This is a genomic window from uncultured Acetatifactor sp., assembly GCF_948601915.1.
Taxonomy (GTDB): Bacteria; Bacillota; Clostridia; order Lachnospirales; family Lachnospiraceae; genus Acetatifactor.
Window position 1 is genome coordinate 1 of sequence record NZ_CAPDXS010000121.1, and the last position, 15,776, is coordinate 15,776.

15 protein-coding genes are annotated in these 15,776 nt (G+C 53.7%); 9 read left to right on the forward strand and 6 right to left on the reverse strand.

The features are described from left to right. Positions 1-332 precede the first annotated feature (332 nt). Positions 333-893: a TetR/AcrR family transcriptional regulator gene (locus Q2B33_RS17985; RefSeq protein WP_300570565.1), complete on the reverse strand. Its 561-nt coding sequence runs from the start codon at positions 891-893 to the stop codon at positions 333-335. A 429-nt stretch (positions 894-1,322) separates the two neighbouring features. Here Q2B33_RS17985 and Q2B33_RS17990 point away from each other — a divergent pair, with 429 nt between their 5' ends. The 9 genes from Q2B33_RS17990 (at position 1,323) to Q2B33_RS18030 (ending at position 11,936) form a co-directional block, all read left to right on the forward strand. After that, a complete protein-coding gene (locus tag Q2B33_RS17990; RefSeq protein ID WP_300570562.1) occupies positions 1,323-2,672 on the forward strand; it encodes an MATE family efflux transporter in 1,350 nt (449 codons plus the stop codon). A gap of 760 nt (positions 2,673-3,432) precedes the next feature. After that, on the forward strand, positions 3,433-5,118 hold the full coding sequence (locus Q2B33_RS17995; RefSeq protein WP_300570559.1) for a methyl-accepting chemotaxis protein: 1,686 nt from the start codon (positions 3,433-3,435) through the stop codon (positions 5,116-5,118). 28 nt (positions 5,119-5,146) lie between these two features. Further along, positions 5,147-5,869, forward strand: a complete 723-nt coding sequence (locus tag Q2B33_RS18000) for a response regulator transcription factor (RefSeq protein ID WP_300570556.1) — start codon at positions 5,147-5,149, stop codon at positions 5,867-5,869. Positions 5,870-5,871: 2 nt separating this feature from the next. Then, entirely contained in the window at positions 5,872-6,003 is a 132-nt protein-coding gene (locus Q2B33_RS18005) for a hypothetical protein (protein WP_300570553.1), read from the forward strand. A gap of 193 nt (positions 6,004-6,196) precedes the next feature. After that, a complete protein-coding gene (locus Q2B33_RS18010; RefSeq protein ID WP_296460416.1) occupies positions 6,197-6,580 on the forward strand; it encodes a BlaI/MecI/CopY family transcriptional regulator in 384 nt (127 codons plus the stop codon). After that, positions 6,577-7,635, forward strand: coding sequence for a M56 family metallopeptidase (locus Q2B33_RS18015; RefSeq protein WP_300570549.1), 1,059 nt, complete (start codon positions 6,577-6,579; stop codon positions 7,633-7,635). The genes Q2B33_RS18010 and Q2B33_RS18015 overlap by 4 nt, the downstream gene beginning before the upstream one ends. Positions 7,636-7,901: 266 nt before the next feature. Further along, complete coding sequence (locus Q2B33_RS18020; protein WP_300570546.1) at positions 7,902-8,975, forward strand: HAMP domain-containing sensor histidine kinase; 1,074 nt, start codon at positions 7,902-7,904, stop codon at positions 8,973-8,975. 170 nt (positions 8,976-9,145) lie between these two features. Then, positions 9,146-9,931, forward strand: coding sequence for an ABC transporter ATP-binding protein (locus Q2B33_RS18025; RefSeq protein WP_296460407.1), 786 nt, complete (start codon positions 9,146-9,148; stop codon positions 9,929-9,931). A 1-nt stretch (position 9,932) separates the two neighbouring features. Further along, on the forward strand, positions 9,933-11,936 hold the full coding sequence (locus tag Q2B33_RS18030) for an ABC transporter permease (RefSeq protein ID WP_300570541.1): 2,004 nt from the start codon (positions 9,933-9,935) through the stop codon (positions 11,934-11,936). A gap of 219 nt (positions 11,937-12,155) precedes the next feature. Here Q2B33_RS18030 and Q2B33_RS18035 read toward each other — a convergent pair whose 3' ends face one another. From Q2B33_RS18035 to Q2B33_RS18055, 5 genes are all read right to left on the reverse strand, one after another. After that, on the reverse strand, positions 12,156-12,347 hold the full coding sequence (locus Q2B33_RS18035) for a hypothetical protein (protein WP_296460400.1): 192 nt from the start codon (positions 12,345-12,347) through the stop codon (positions 12,156-12,158). Positions 12,348-12,496: 149 nt separating this feature from the next. Next, positions 12,497-12,748 carry a hypothetical protein gene (locus Q2B33_RS18040; RefSeq protein ID WP_300570538.1) on the reverse strand — a complete coding sequence of 84 codons (252 nt, stop codon included), beginning with the start codon at positions 12,746-12,748 and terminating at the stop codon, positions 12,497-12,499. A gap of 445 nt (positions 12,749-13,193) precedes the next feature. Then, positions 13,194-14,135 (reverse strand): translation elongation factor Ts, encoded by a 942-nt coding sequence (tsf, locus tag Q2B33_RS18045; protein WP_300570535.1) that lies wholly within the window; start codon positions 14,133-14,135, stop codon positions 13,194-13,196. Positions 14,136-14,198: 63 nt separating this feature from the next. Beyond that, positions 14,199-14,966 carry a 30S ribosomal protein S2 gene (rpsB, locus tag Q2B33_RS18050; protein WP_300570532.1) on the reverse strand — a complete coding sequence of 256 codons (768 nt, stop codon included), beginning with the start codon at positions 14,964-14,966 and terminating at the stop codon, positions 14,199-14,201. 252 nt (positions 14,967-15,218) lie between these two features. Continuing rightward, positions 15,219-15,776 (reverse strand): hypothetical protein (locus tag Q2B33_RS18055; protein WP_300822793.1); only part of this gene is annotated, 558 nt, incomplete at its 5' end.

The window sequence follows — 15,776 nt, forward strand, 5'->3', positions numbered from 1 at the left end:
CAGAACACGAATTTCGCCCTGGTGCCCTCAAATCCCCCATGTACATAGCGGAAGGGCTTCCTGCTCCCGTCCGGCATGCCGCGCTGCCTCATCTCGTCCGCATCAATGTAGGGCTTTCCATAATAAGCATCCTTTTTCGCATCATAGATCACTTTTTTGCCACTCATGACATTTACCTCCTTGCCAGCCTGAGATCTCAGTTTCCGTTCTTCTGTCTTTATTCTATCCGTTTTGTCCCCTCCGGAAAATAAGAAATCCGACGGATACTATCACAAATCCGATTTCCCTGGCTGCGCGGCATAAGGCTTCCCGCCGCCTGGCCGATTCAGCCCTTACTGAAAAAGCTCCCTGTTCGGCCTGTATTCCGCCACAACGATCCGCTCCATCTCCTCCGGGCTCTCCTGGCAGCCCCTTCTGATCCATCTGCGGATGACCGCCGACAGCCCCTCCGTGAAAAAGGTCTGGTGATAGAGCAGCTCCTCTCTGGAAGCATACCCCATGACCGGCATAATCCTGTCGATATTGTCCTTCAGCTCCGCCGGCAGCCTGTCATACGTCAGATCCATTTTGCCCAGGGCGTCCATATATGTGCAGAAAAAAGCCCTGTGCTTCTGAATCAGTTCAAACAGATGGCGGAATCCCCCCGGACGCATTCCCTTTCCCTCTTCCACAAACAGGCCGACCACCTGCCGGTACATTTCCGTTACCAGATGCTCCATCAGATCCGCCACATCCTTATAATGCACATAAAAGGTCGTCCTGTGAATTTCCGCCCGTTTGCAGATCTCGCTCACCGAGATGCGGCTGATATCTTTCTCCTTCAACAGATTCAGGAAGACATACTTTATCCTGTTCTCCGTCTCCACTGCGCGCTGATTTCCCTTTGTGTTCATATTCCGCTCCTCTCTTCGTCTTATGGCCGCCTCTCCCGAAAGCTCCCCTTGAATCTCCCTCCGTTGCCGCAATTCCGGAATGCTTCCATTGACCCCTCCTCCGTTGCCGCAATTCCGGAATGCTTCCATTCCGTCGCCCGTCTCCGGGAATTTACGGATTTCTTTTATTATTTCTACACATGTATATAAATTGACGGTTGCTATCCGCTTTCCCATTCATTATAATAAAAATACATTCATTCGACAAGTGTTGATTTATACAGCACATCAATCAAAGATCGGCTTTGCAGGCACGGCGCAAAGCCAACTGCGTTGCCTTGGCCGCAGTAATCCAAAATGATAGACCGTCAGCCATAATCCCTGCCTTAAACGGGTCCGCGGATTCTGCCGGTCTTGAGCATAAAAGAAAAAGCGAAAGGAAGAACTCTTATGAATCGAAATCAGGAAATACTGGAAAAAGCTTCTTATCCCAGATTATTGCTGAACCTAAGCCTGCCCGCGGTGGTCATCATGCTGGTGATGGTGGTCTACAATATGGCGGATACCTTCTTCATCGGCCAGACCAACGACCCATCCAAGATTGCCGCCATCTCCCTGTGCTCCCCCATGTTCTCCATCCTCTCAGGGCTGGGAACCCTGCTCGGCAGCGGCGGCTGTACCGCCATCTCCCTGGCTCTCGGGAAAAAGGATACGGAGACCGTGAAACGCTATTCCTCCTTCTGCTGCTTTGCGGCCCTTGCCCTGGGCATGGCGTTTCTGTTGTCGGTCAATCTCCTCCTCGCCCCCATCTGCGGCCTGTTGGGAGCGGACGCGGACACCATGGCAGACGCGGTGCGCTACCTGCGCGTCATCGCCCTGGGCGCCCCCTTTATCATGTTCAACAATGTGTTCGCCAATGTGATCCGAGCCGACGGCGCCGCCAGGGAATCCATGATCGCCAACTGCGCTGGCACCATCTCCAATATCGCCCTGGACGCCCTGTTCATACTGGTTTTTTCCTGGGACGTGGCCGGGGCCGCCTGGGCCACCGTGCTCGGCAACTGCGTCAGCTGCCTTTATCTGTTGTACTATATGACGAGGAAGCAGCCCCTCCTCTCCCTGTCCCCGAAGCAGTTCTCCCTGCGCCCGGAAGTCTCCTGGACCGTGGTATCCCTGGGCCTTCCCATGGCCTGCAGCACCCTTCTGATGAGCCTGTCCCATATCATCGCCAACCGCATGGTCATCGGCTACGGTTCCATGGCGCTGGCCGCCCAGGGGGTATCCGGCAAAATCGGCATGGTCATCACTATGCTGGCCATGGGCATCTGCATGGGCCTACAGCCTGCCATCTCCTATAATTTCGGGGCAGGCAATCTAAAGCACATGAGACAGATCATCCGCAGCACGGCGGTCTTTACGGTATGCCTGGGCAGCGTTCTCACCATTCTGTGCTATCTGGGCAGAAACGTCATCATCTCCGCCTTCATCGACAATGAGGAGGTCATCACCTATGGGCAGGTCTTCGTATTTGCCTCCATCATCATCGGGCCCTTTTACGGTCTCTACCAGCTCTGCCAGACCTTCCTGCAGTCAACGGGAAAGGCCTCCTATGCCAGCCTGGTGGCCCTGATGGACAAGGGACTGTTCTATCTTCCGCTGCTCTTTCTCCTGAGCAGGACCTTTGGCCTCTACGGCATCATCTTCACCGGTGCCGCCACCCTTTTCCTGTCCCTGGCGGCCGGCATTGCCTTCAGCCTGATCTGGAACCGGAAAATCAGCGCTTCTGCCGGGAAGCACTGACCGATCTCTCATCAGAAGAACTGTGCATTGCAGGCCTGCCGTCCGATACATCCCCAGCCCTCCCCCAAGGGTCTGATGTGTCCCCGCAGCGATTCCTCCCCCTCCGCCCCTCTTCCTCGTACATACGGCGCATCAGCGTGGGATGCCCAAAATGAAAAAGCGCACAGTCTTCCAACAGCTTATCCGGAATATCCTCTGGGCAGAGTGTCAAAGTAATGCCGATTTTTGTTTTCGTCTTCGCAGCGGGCCCGTCCTCACGCCAGGATGACCCCATATCCGGCATTTTTTCGTAGGACCAAATCGCCGAAAACCCTTTTGTTTCCTGGGCTTTGCTAATCTGGCAATACTATAACACAATCCCCCGTATCCAGCACGGCCACCGTCACACCCCGGCCGTCTGTCCCCTCCGGCGCCTCCCCCGCCACCATTTTCCTCACACGCTGCATAATCCAAAAAGTCCTGGCATATACTTTTATCTATTGTATGTCGGAGCGCCGGAATCCGTTCGCCCGATTGATATCCGGTCAATATCCGAAATTCCAGAATCCCCTGTCCGTCTCCCCGGATTGCTCTCGCTTTCATTCCTGTCAGAGCATGGTTTTTTTCATTTTTTTCCATATTAAAAAAGTGTTACGGAAGATTTTGGCAAATTTCTTGACTAATTTGGCCCAAAACTGAACTTTTTTCGAAATATGGCTTGAATTATTCCGATGTATTAGGTAGACTAGTAGCAATACCTACTTTCAAGGAGGGCTCTGATATGAAACGAGCGATGAAACAATCCACTTTGACCCTGATTCTGAACGGAATATCCATCCTGACGCTGATATACATGGTATATTCCCTGATTGCATACAGTCAAGTCAGCGGCCAGCTCAACACTGCCAACGAGGAGCGGTTCAGCCTCACCTACAACGCCAACCGCTTCATGAACGGCTCCGCCTACCTTACCAACGAGGTGCGGGCCTTCGCCGCCACCGGCGACCAGCAGCATTACGACAACTACTGGAGCGAGGTCAACGACCTGCAGAACCGGGACAAGGGCGTCGCCGCCCTGCAGGAAATCGGCATCACCGACGAGGAGCAGGGCATGATAGACGACATGTTCGCCCTGTCCAACCGCCTGGTCCCCCTGGAGGAAAACGCCATGGAGGAAGTCCAGGCCGGAAACATGGCGGAGGCGGTCTCCTATGTATACGGGACGGATTACAGCGAGTCCATCGCCCAGATCAACGCCCTCAAGGAGCAGTTCCTGGCCGACCTGGACCAGCGCTCCCTGACCCAGGTGCAGGAGCTCCAGGCAAGGGCGGAGGCCATCCGGATGAGCATGATCCTGGCTCTGGTCATGGTGGGGGTCATCCAGCTTCTGAACATGGTCATCTCCCGCATCATAATCATGCGCCCGGTGCTGAAGGTCAAGGAGCAGATGATGGAAATCTCCCAGGGGAACCTGTCCGCAGAATTCTCCCTGGAGCCAAACACTTCCGAAATCGGAATGCTGGTGGCCTCCATCCATGAGACCAAGGGGGAGCTGAAGAAATACATAAAGGAAATCGACCATACCCTGGCCCAGATGGCCCAGGGCAACATGAACCTCGCCGTGGGGGACGACTATCGGGGAGAATTCCTGCCGATACAGGACGCCATGCGGCAGATCCTGGACTCCCTGAACCAGGCCCTGAGCCGGATTCATCTGACGGCAGAGCGCGTGTCCGAGGAATCGGAGCGCATGGCATCGGATGCCCAGACCCTGTCCAACGGCAATGTGCAGCAGGCGGCAGCCGTCCAGCAGCTCTCCTCCAGCATCCATGAAATCTCCAAGCAGGTAGACCAGACCTCCAGGGATGCGGACGATGCCAAGCAGGCCTCCGAGGACGCCTCCATGCAGCTGCGGATCTGCGACGAGAAGATGACGGCCCTGACCACCGCCATAAAGGACATCTCATCCTCCTCCAACCAGATAGGCGGCATCATCAAGACCATCAGCGACATCGCCTTCCAGACCAAAATCCTGGCCCTGAACGCCTCTGTGGAAGCGGCCCGGGCAGGGGAGGCGGGAAAAGGCTTCTCCGTGGTGGCGGACGAAGTGCAGAACCTGGCCAACAAGAGCTCTGCTTCCGCCCAGGACATCGCAAAGCTCATCGAGAATTCCATGCAGCTGGTGCAGTACGGCTCCGACCTGTCCACCGATACCACCAACGCCCTCTCCGAGGTGATCACCAGCGCCCAGAAGTCCTCGGAGCTGGTGGAGCACATAGCAGGCTCCGCCGTGGAGCAGTCCCTGTCCCTGAAGCAGCTGACCCAGGGCATGGAGCAGATCTCCGAGGTAGTCCAGACCAATGCCTCCACGGCCGAGAAATCCGCCGCCTCCGCAAGAGAACTGAACGACCAGGCCGCCGAGCTGAAGCTCTCCGTGCAGAAGTTCAGGCTGCGGTCTTTCAGATGACAGGATGACAGAACGATAGGATGATAGAATGAAGCCGGAGGCAATGGACATGGACACAGGAACCGGGAAGCGGAGCAGCTACAGGCTGCTGTTGGTGGAAGACGATTCCGTCATCGCCGGGGAGATGAAGCGCCATCTGGAGAAATGGGGCTATGAGGTCATATGCGCGGAGGACTTCGGCAATGTGCTGGGGACATTTGCCGCCTGCTCTCCCCATCTGGTGCTGATGGATATCGGCCTGCCCTTTTACAACGGCTATTACTGGTGCGCCCAGATCCGGCAGATTTCCAAGGTGCCCATCATCTTCGTCTCCTCCGCCGGCGACAATATGAACATCGTCATGGCCGTGAACATGGGCGGGGACGATTTTGTGACCAAGCCCTTCGAGCCCGAGGTGCTCTCCGCCAAGGTACAGGCCATGCTCCGGCGCACCTATGCCTTCCGGGAGCAGACCAACATCATGGAATGCCGGGGGGCGATCCTGAATCTGACGGACGCCTCCCTCCTGGTAAACAGGGAGAAGCTGGAGCTCACCAAGAACGAATTCAAGATCCTGCAACTTTTATTTGAAAACGCGGGGCAGCCCGTGTCCAGAGAGGCCATCATGAAGCGGCTCTGGGACAATGACTGCTTCGTGGACGACAACACCCTCACCGTGAACATGACCAGGCTGCGCAAAAAGCTGGAAGGCGCTGGCGCGGATTTGCCGATTCAGACGAAAAAGGGCCTCGGCTACCAGATTGGAGAATGATTATGCGACTGTGGCTGCGCTATCTGAAAGAGAGAAGGCTCTTCCTGCTTCTGTATGCCGCCCTGCTGACCTCCACGGTCTGGGGCCTGGCCCTGCTCCGGGAGGGGCTGCGTTGCGCGCCTCAGCAATGGTAGCTGAATAGTCCATCTCCGCATCGGAATACCTTTTCACTTCTTCTCAGCAATGCTCCGACAGATTAAAAATCCTAAACTCTCACACATGAAAATCCATGAAAACTCCCAATATATTTTGTGTTGACAAAACGGAATAAGAAATGTATAACTTAATCGTGTTACAATTGTAGCACGATGAGAAAGGAATGTAATCATGAGTACAATAAATTTCAAAATCTCTGATGCTGAGCTTGAGGTAATGAGAATACTCTGGCGGGAGAAACAGGCTGTGTCGTTCAGCGATATCCGTACAGAGCTAAGCGATACGGTAGGTTGGGAGAAGTCCACAATCGCAACACTTTTAAGAAGGCTGCAGAAAAAGGGTGCTATCTCGATTCAGGAAAAAGAGATTCATTACTATGCGCCGAATATAACAAAAGAAGATTATATCATGTTCAGGAAAAGAAGTCTGATAGATAAGCTCTATGACGGCAGCACAAAGAATTTTGTTGCGGCTCTCTGTCAAAATGGGGAGCTCACAGAAGCGGACATTGATGAACTGAAGATGTATTACCGAATGGGGGAGGAGAATAAATGACTGTTGAAGAATATTCCTCAGAAATCATCAGGCTCATTCTTTCGATGACATTTACCGGCAGCATAATATCATCCCTTTTATTTATTTTAAAGCCCATTATAAAAGACAGGCTTCCCAAATCATTCCAATATTATATGTGGTTTTCGGCAGTAATCGGCTTGATGCTGCCTGTGTCAAAAATACTCCGGATTCCTGTATCGGATGCTTCGATAGTACCGATGAAATCCATGTACGATATCGTGCTACGGATTTCTGATACAGCATCTGAAAAGCCTGTAAATCTTCTATTTGCGCCACGGCAAATTACTTGTCTTCCAAGCGCCGCAGCAATCTTATACATTTTCTGGCAGATAGGAATGGTTCTGGCTCTTGGCTTTCATATTTTATGTTATGGGTTTTATATCCGAAAGCTGGGCAGACACAATTTAAGCGCAAATCAGCAGGAAACAGAGCTGGTGAAAACTCCCATTTTAATCGGCTTCTTCCGTCCATCGGTGATTTTGCCTGACAAAAAATATGGGGACATGGAACTTAGGAATATTCTGATGCATGAAATGACACATAGGAAAAGACATGACATTTTCGTCAAGTGGCTGTTGATTTTTGTCGGAGCGGTGCACTGGTTCAATCCACTTGTCCATTTTGTTCGCCGGGAGATGAATAAGGCATGTGAATTAGCGTGCGATGAATCCGTCATAAAGAGGCTTGACAGAAAAGGAATGCAGCAGTACGGCGACACCTTGATTGCGGTTGCTGCCGATTCCATCAGAAAGATGCCCCTTTCGGTAACCATGTTTGAAGACAAGAAGAATCTGAAAGAAAGGTTAGGTGCTATTATGAAACATAAAAAGTACCCCAGAAGAACAGTCATTACGGCAAGCATCGTTTTGGTCACGATTGTTTGCGTTATTTTGGGAACCAGCGCATTACACGGTACAAGCAGACATGATTACATGGATAATTTTTCTCTTCAGGATCAAATGCAAATTAGAGAGGGCAAACTGAAAGAAGCCACAAATGCCTATATATATCATAAGCCATGGAGAAAATCCTGATTCTGAAATTCTGAGCGGAATAAAGGCTCTTGCGTCTAAAGAGCTTGAATTGGACATCCAAAATATCTACCTAGAGTGTATATAGATTTCGGGGGGTGAATGGGGGTGACCTGCACTGCGCCTATTGCGAAATCTCCGCTAAAAAGCTATAATGGAGCTTGGATGGCCGAAGTGCCGGAAAACTATGCAGATCAAGAAGCGGCAGCTATGGCCAATCTCGCCATCCACACCAAAAAAGGCCTCGGCTACCAGATCGGAGACTGAACATGAGACTGTGGCTGCGCTATCTGAAAGAGAAAAGGCTCATCCTGCTTCTGTACGCCCTTACGGTATTTTTCTTCGTTGCAGTGGGAAGCCTGTACCATATCGAAAATCTGGAGAAGCTCCTGTATGCCGCCCTGCTGACCTCCACGGTCTGGGGCCTGGCCCTGCTCGGTGAGGGGTTTCGGTATGTGCAAAAGAGCAGACAGCTGGAGAGGGCCTTCCATCACTTTGAGCATTGCGGGGAGCTGCTCTTCGATGAATCCGAAGAAAAGCGGATACAGGATTTGGAGGCCGGCATCGAAGCCGCGGAGAGCTTCCATGGGGCACAGCGCATGTTCCTGTCTTTAGTCTGCCAATCCCACCGGGAGGAGCAGCGGCTCTGGGAGGCGAAAGCTGCAGAGCGGGCCGACTATTATATGATGTGGACCCACCAGATCAAGACCCCCATCTCGGCCATCCGGCTTCTTCTGGACAAATCAGAGCTACAGGACAGGGACGCTTTCCTGCTGAAGGAGGAGCTGTTCCGGATCGAGCAGTACGCGGAGATGGTGCTGACCTTCCAGAGGCTGGAGAGCATCTCCTCCGATCTGGTGTTGGAAAGCCACGACCTGTACGCCCTGGTAAAGCAGGCCGTCAGGAAATATGCCCTGTCCTTCATCAACAAATCCCTAAGCTTGGAATTGCCTTCGTCGGAATCGGGGGATTTCATCCCATGGCAGATTCTGACGGACGAAAAATGGTTCGTCTTCTGCCTGGAGCAGCTCCTGTCCAACAGCATCAAGTACACCAACAGAGGCGGCATCTCCGTCAACGCCTGGGCGGAGGGGGAGCGGGTGATGCTCTCCATCGAAGACACCGGCATAGGCATCCGCGCGGAGGATCTACCCCGCATCTTCGAAAAGGGGTTCACGGGCTACAACGGCAGGCTGGACAAGAAATCCACCGGCATCGGCCTGTACCTGTGCCGCCAGGTCTTCACCCATCTGAACGTGACCATACGGGCGGAAAGCCAGGAGGGCCAGGGCACCCGGATCATCCTGGGGATTCCAAATGCCGAAAAGAGCCCACGGCCATAAGACCTGCGGAAGGCTGCCCGCTAAGCTTGCAAAAATGTAAGGTAGCAAAAAGGAAATGTAAGGATGTTCGATGGCATTCCATTTCCTTTTTTTGTATCCTTATCTTGTGATGAAGAGCTGTGCAGCAGTTCCTCACGAAGCAAACAGAAGGCACAAGGAGGACGCATCATATGTCATTGCTGGAAGTGAAAAATCTAAAGAAAGTATATACCACCCGCCTGGGCGGCAACAAGGTACAGGCGCTGGACAACGTGAACTTCTCCGTGGAACAGGGAGAATATGTGGCCATCATGGGAGAGTCCGGCTCGGGAAAGACCACCCTGCTGAACATCATGGCATCCCTGGACAGGCCCACCGCCGGGCAGGTGATCCTGTCGGGCAGGGACATGGCGGAAATCAGGCAGAAGGACCTCTGCGCTTTCCGCCGGGACAACCTGGGCTTCGTCTTCCAGGACTTCAACCTCCTGGACACCCTTTCCCTGCGGGACAACATCTACCTGCCACTGGTGCTGGCAGGCAGCGACTACGGCCAGATGGAGACGCGCCTGGCCCCTCTGGCCGGTAAGCTTGGCATCGCGGAACTTTTGGAGAAATACCCTTATGAGGTCTCCGGCGGCCAGAAGCAGCGGGCCGCGGTGGCCCGGGCGCTGATTACGGATCCCCAGATTGTGCTGGCGGACGAGCCCACAGGAGCGCTGGACTCCAAGGCCTCCGCCAGGCTGTTGGACATCTTTTCCGAGGTGAACGCAGAGGGCCAGACCATCCTCATGGTGACCCACAGCACCCAGGCCGCCAGCCGGGCCGGGCGGGTGCTCTTCATCAAGGACGGCGTAATCTTCAACCAGATTTACAGAGGCCGGCTTTCGGACGACGAGATGTACCAGAAGATATCGGACACGCTGACCGTACTGCACACGGAGAGCAGGCACGCGCAGCGATTTGAACAGGAGGCATAATATGACCACAGCAAGAAAAAGACCCGCCAGCCTGCTGCCCAGGATGGCAGTCTCCAACATCCGCAAGAATACCACTACCTACCTGCCCTACATCGGCATCAGCACCTTTGCCATGTTCACCTACTTCGTCTTTGACCTGATACTGAAGAACGATATCATGTACAACCTGCCCAAGGGCGTCTATACCCTGATACTGGTCAACATAGGCTTCTGGCTGCTGGGGATCATCATGGTGCCCTTCCTCTATTACACCAACAGCTTCCTGATCAAGCGGCGCAAGAAGGAGCTGGGCCTGTACAGCATGCTGGGGCTGGAGAAGAAGCACATCGGCATCATGATGTTCTGGGAGAGCCTGATTGTCTATGCCTGCGTGATGGCAGGGGCCATCGTCCTGGGGCTGGTTTTCTCCCGGCTGATCTTCCTGCTGCTCCTGAACCTGGCAAAAATGCAGGTGGACGTAGAGTTCACGGTAAGCCCGAAAGCCATCACGGACAGCCTGCTGTTCTACGCCTTCATCACTGCCCTGAACCTGACCGTGAACCTGGTTCAGGTAGGTAAGGCTAACCCAGTGGAGCTGATGAGCGATTCCCGGAAAGGCGAGAAGGAGCCCCGCCATATCCTGCCTCTGAGTATCATAGGTATCTGCGCCATGGCAGCGGGCTACTATACCGCCCTCTCCTCGAAGCTGGCGACCCAGGTCTTCATGGAGTTCTTCCTGGCCGTCTTTCTCGTCATCATAGGCACCTACTTCCTGTTCACCTCGGGAAGCATCGCCTTACTGCGCTTCCTGAAGAGACGCAAGAAGTTCTACTACCGTCCGGAGCATTTCGTCACCGTCTCCGGCATGCTCTACCGCATGAAGAAAAATGCCGCCAGCCTGTCCAATATCTGTGTGTTCTCCACCATGGTCATCATCACGGCGGTGTGCACTGTGGTGGTGTACCTGGATATGGATACTATCGTGAGCTCCAATTTCCGGCGCGTGTTCGAGATTACCTGCTTCGGAAATGCCGCCGCGGATGCCCCTGCCCTGCAGCAGGACGCGAAGGCTCTGGCAGAGGCGAACCATGTGGCCCTGGAGGAGGAGTTCCTCTTTGACAGCATCGAGCTGTCCACCAAAAAAGAGGGAAATTCCTTCCTGTTCTGGGACGGATCGGGCAATATGTACACGGAGATGGAAATCGTACTGCTGATGACCCAGGACGAATATGAGCTGATGACAGGGACATCTGTCGCGTTGGCCTCGGATGAGGCCCTCATCTACAGCAGCGGCCCGGATTTCGCCATGGATACTATCTGTTTCGAGACTTTGGAGTACCGGGTGAAAGAGGAGCTCTATGAGTGCGGCATCAGCCGGAAGACGCCCAACAGCGCCTTTAGCAACACCTATCTTGCTGTGTTGTCCGATAAGGAGCAGACGGAAAAGGTATGCGCGGCATTTCAGATAGACAGTGCGCAGTCCCACACCTACTTCTATGGCTTCAACGCCCAGGGGGAGGACGCGGATGTGGACACATTCTCCGCAGCCCTGAGCCAGCGTCTGAACACGGTATCTGGCTTCGCCGGGTATAGCGACCACAGAGCCGGCATGGCAGACCAGCGGAGCATGTACGGCGGGCTGCTGTTCATCGGCATCTTCTTCGGCCTCATCTTCCTGATCTGCCTGCTGATCATCATGTACTACAAGCAGCTCACGGAGGGCTTCGAGGATCAGAAGAACTTTGAAGTCATGCAGCAGGTGGGGATGAGCGACAAGGAAATCCGGCGCACCATCCGGACACAGATCAGTATGGTGTTCGGGCTTCCCCTGCTGGGGGCTGTCCTCCACACAGCCGTGGGGATGCGCATGGTGTATATGCTGCTGGGGGCCATCGGCTTCTTCGAGTCCGCCCTGCTGTTCGGCTGTACCGCGGCAGGCTGCCTGGTGTTCGCTGTCGTGTACTGCTTCAGCTATAAGAGGACTTCCATGGCGTATTACAGGATTGTGAGACAAATGGATAGATAGCGGTCTGCCAATCCGGTTGCTCCGGTACAGCTTCTCTGGAATTGGAAACGCAAAAAAATCTCCTTGTAAATGACATTTCAATGCCACTTACAAGGGGATTCGTCCTCAAAAGTTCGCTGACACCGCTAATTCTGTTTCAAGTTCTCAGATTGACAGCTCGCGCTTGCACGTTTTGCTCATTTGGAAGCGGATTGCACTGCTATTCAGTTGTAGGACTGATTATTCTTTAATCTTGTCAAGCTCTGTCAGGTTTACTCCTGCTACTGTCAACAATGCTTTTAAAGAGATATAATCTTTCTTTAAATTAGCATATGTTTTTGTTGCATTCTCCTCTTTTGCAAGTGCCATGTTTTCCTGGACTTTTGTAAAATCTTCAATAGCTCTTTGTGTTATCTCTAAACCGTTTGGCATATAATCACCTCTCACTTTCCAAAACGCCGCCTACATGTACCTGGTGATTCCATTATAACAGCCCTTTGGCAAGGTGTAAAGCCTTTATTCAGTTATCAAGGTGCTTTGTAGTGCCAATAGACGGCTTGCTTTGACGCTACACTCCTGTTTCAAGTGGCCGTCCTGTGAATCATATTGTGTCTGCATGAATGTTCCACTCCTACACCCTTTTCAGGCGCGTCAATCACGATGACCTCCCTTGCATTGTAGTCGCTCCTCCCGTTCCAGAACGGCTTGAAGTCCACCTGATGTCCCCTCGCTATGTGTCCCCCGCGCAGATTGGAGCAGTGGATGAAATATGTCTCCCGATCCTCTCCCAGGATGAATCCATACCCCGGTCCTGGAAGTGCAGTGAGGCCCATATGCGGCCTTTAATAGATGATATGTAAAATATGTGTCCGTGGGATTCAGGCACTAAAACAAGCCCACTATCAGGCATACCGCCATACCTGATAATGGACTTATTCTGATGTCCAATATTTGATTGATGCTCCGTTCCTTCCAAAACATAAATAAGCAAGCAGACTTCTCGTGAATACCTTTGGTAAAACCATCTACCAAAATTCGTACCAATTATACTGCATAACGCTGAATGCTGCCTAATGTAATCATGCGAATGAACCAGTCAGCGTTATGCAGTCTGGTTTCACGGCAAGCGAAATCGTTAAGCAGTATATATACCAAAATAACCTTGATAATCTGCCATAATTTATGATAGCCTACGATACCTTGTCAGCATCCGCAAAACCAGCTTCAATGCTTGACTTTCCCATGTTTCCAAGGGTTCTTGTCCGGAAATCTTTCTTCCTAGTTTCCTGCCATCTGCGCAGCCACCTCAGCCGCAAAATCTTCCTGCTTCTTCTCGATGCCCTCGCCAGTCTCGAAGCGGACGAATCTTGCAATGCTCAGGTTCGCGCCGTTCTCCTTGGCTACCTGTGCCACATACTGCGCCACGGTCTGCTTGCCGTCCTCGGCCTTGACATACACCTGCTCCAGCAGACATACTTCCTTCAGCTCCTTGTTCAGACGGCCGTTGACAGCGCCCTCGATAACCTTCTCGGGCTTCCCTGCCATCTTGGGATCCTGGGCAATCTGCGCAGCCAGAATCTCTCTCTCATGGGCCTTGTACTCCTCGGACACGTCTGCCGTAGCCACATACTTAGGATTCAGGGCAGCCACCTGCATGGCAAGGTTCGTCAGGGCCTCCTTCACGGCATCGTTCACCACATCCGTCTTGGCCTCGACGATGACGCCGATGCGCCCGCCGCCGTGTACATAGGTAGCCACACAGCCTTCCGCAGCCTCCACCTTCTCGAATCTCCTGATGCTGAGCTTCTCGCCGATGACGGCAATCTTGTCCACCAGAATTTCCTTCACCTTCTTGGAGCCGTCCTCAATCCAGCCCTCTTCCAGGAACGCATCGATGTCCGCAGCGCCGGATTCCACAGCCTGCTTCGCCACTGCTTCCACGAACTGCTGGAAAATCTCATTCTTCGCCACGAAGTCTGTCTCGGAATTCACCTCCACCACTGCGGCTACATTGTCGCCCTTGGTGGCGATGCGGCAGATGCCCTCCGCAGCGATCCTGCTCTCCTTCTTCACAGCCTTGGCCTGTCCGTTCTTCCTCAGGACTTCCACGGCCTCTTCCATATTTCCATTGGTCTCGTTCAGAGCCTTCTTGCAATCCATCATACCGGCTCCGGTCTGCTCACGCAGTTCCTTGACCATTGCCGCTGTAATCTCTGCCATTTATATCATCCTCCTGTCTTCGTTATGCCGCGCACACAGCGCCTGTCGTTCCGTCCCTATGGCTTACGCCTCTTCCTGGGCAGCCACTTCCTCGATATCCCGGGCTTCGCCGGCCTGTGCCGCTACCGCTTCCTCTGTATAGACAGCCTCGCCCTGGTTCGCCTCGATGACGGCATCAGCCATCTTGGAGACGATCAGCTTCACTGCCCTGATGGCGTCATCGTTTCCGGGAATGATGTAATCCAGCTCCTCGGGATCGCAGTTGGTATCGCCGATGCCGATCAGTGTGATGCCCAGCGTCCGGGCCTCCTGTACACAGATTCTCTCTTTCTTGGGGTCTACTACAAAGATGGCGTCAGGCACTCTGGTCATGTTCCGGATGCCGCCCAGGTTCTTCTCCAGCTTCTCCCATTCCTTCTTCAGCTTGATGACTTCCTTCTTGGGAAGTACGTCAAAGGTGCCGTCCTCGGACATCTTCTCGATGGCATGGAGCCTTCCGATGCGGGACTGGATGGTCTTGAAGTTGGTCAGCATGCCGCCCAGCCATCTCTCATTTACATAGTACATGCCGCAGCGCTCAGCCTCGGTCTTCACGGCGTCCTGGGCCTGCTTCTTGGTGCCCACGAACAGGATGGTGCCGCCCTGAGCAGCGATTTCGGAGACGGCCCTGTAGGCCTCGTCCACTTTTCCCACAGACTTCTGCAGGTCGATGATATGGATGCCGTTCCTCTCCGTGAAGATGTAGGGAGCCATCTTGGGGTTCCATCTTCTGGTCTGATGTCCAAAATGGACGCCTGCTTCAAGCAGCTGTTTCATAGAAATAACGCTCATGTCCTTACCTCCGTTTGGTTGTTTTCTTCCGCATGGCCTTCCCGCCGGATCCGCGTCTTGACCCGGCAGACTCCGCCAACTACCCCTAGTACACCAGTGCATTAGGAGCACCATTGCCGAATGGGCCTGCGTGTTTTTTGCCTTCTGTGGCAGCCGTTGGACAGCGCATCTACGCGCTTTCCAACATTTTGCATTATAGCACAATACCTCCTGCCGCGCAAGAGGTATTGACAAAATTCCTGTTCTGATTTCTCATCTGTTTCCCATGATGATGCTTACGATTTCTTCATCGCTGGTGCCTCTGGGAATCTCATAGACACCCTCCTGGATGCCCCGGGAATAGCTGTTTGAGCAGATGTAGTAGTCCAGGCTGTCCGCGTCCTCTATCAGTCCCAGCTCCTCCAGAAGCTCACAGACGCTGTAGGAGGTGACTCCCTCCTCGATGACCACAGTGACCCTCTCTCCTTCGGCTCCAGTGCCGCCTGACTGGGCAGAGCCTGGCGTCCCGCCCCCGTCGTCCTGCCCATTTCCTTCCGCATCCTCCTGGGAGCCATGAGGCGCGGAACCTTCCTCCTCGTCCCTGGCCTCTCCCCCGGTGTCGGAATCCCCTTCTCCTTCCGGTGCGCCGCTCCCCTCTTCTCCCGGATCCGCATCCGGTTCAGAGCCGCTCCCCGCACCTTCTCTCCCATCGGATTCCCCTCCGGGATCCGGCGCGGTGCCGGAATCATCGGAAGATTGCCCCCCGGGGATGTCCGACAGCTTCATGGAATCGCTCTCCACCATCCCAAGCTCCAATGCCTTAGATCGGAA

Excerpts from the sequence above, each read along its gene's own strand:
- Q2B33_RS17985 (WP_300570565.1), bottom strand. The coding sequence starts at position 893 with ATGAACACAAAGGGAAATCAGCGCGCAGTGGAGACGGAGAACAGGATA.
- Q2B33_RS18040 (WP_300570538.1), bottom strand. The coding sequence starts at position 12,748 with ATGGGCCTCACTGCACTTCCAGGACCGGGGTATGGATTCATCCTGGGA.
- Q2B33_RS18010 (WP_296460416.1), top strand. The coding sequence starts at position 6,197 with ATGAGTACAATAAATTTCAAAATCTCTGATGCTGAGCTTGAGGTAATG.
- Q2B33_RS17990 (WP_300570562.1), top strand. The coding sequence starts at position 1,323 with ATGAATCGAAATCAGGAAATACTGGAAAAAGCTTCTTATCCCAGATTA.
- tsf (WP_300570535.1), bottom strand. The coding sequence starts at position 14,135 with ATGGCAGAGATTACAGCGGCAATGGTCAAGGAACTGCGTGAGCAGACC.
- Q2B33_RS17995 (WP_300570559.1), top strand. The coding sequence starts at position 3,433 with ATGAAACGAGCGATGAAACAATCCACTTTGACCCTGATTCTGAACGGA.
- Q2B33_RS18025 (WP_296460407.1), top strand. The coding sequence starts at position 9,146 with ATGTCATTGCTGGAAGTGAAAAATCTAAAGAAAGTATATACCACCCGC.
- Q2B33_RS18035 (WP_296460400.1), bottom strand. The coding sequence starts at position 12,347 with ATGCCAAACGGTTTAGAGATAACACAAAGAGCTATTGAAGATTTTACA.
- Q2B33_RS18030 (WP_300570541.1), top strand. The coding sequence starts at position 9,933 with ATGACCACAGCAAGAAAAAGACCCGCCAGCCTGCTGCCCAGGATGGCA.
- Q2B33_RS18000 (WP_300570556.1), top strand. The coding sequence starts at position 5,147 with ATGAAGCCGGAGGCAATGGACATGGACACAGGAACCGGGAAGCGGAGC.
- Q2B33_RS18015 (WP_300570549.1), top strand. The coding sequence starts at position 6,577 with ATGACTGTTGAAGAATATTCCTCAGAAATCATCAGGCTCATTCTTTCG.
- rpsB (WP_300570532.1), bottom strand. The coding sequence starts at position 14,966 with ATGAGCGTTATTTCTATGAAACAGCTGCTTGAAGCAGGCGTCCATTTT.
- Q2B33_RS18020 (WP_300570546.1), top strand. The coding sequence starts at position 7,902 with ATGAGACTGTGGCTGCGCTATCTGAAAGAGAAAAGGCTCATCCTGCTT.
- Q2B33_RS18005 (WP_300570553.1), top strand. The coding sequence starts at position 5,872 with ATGCGACTGTGGCTGCGCTATCTGAAAGAGAGAAGGCTCTTCCTGCTT.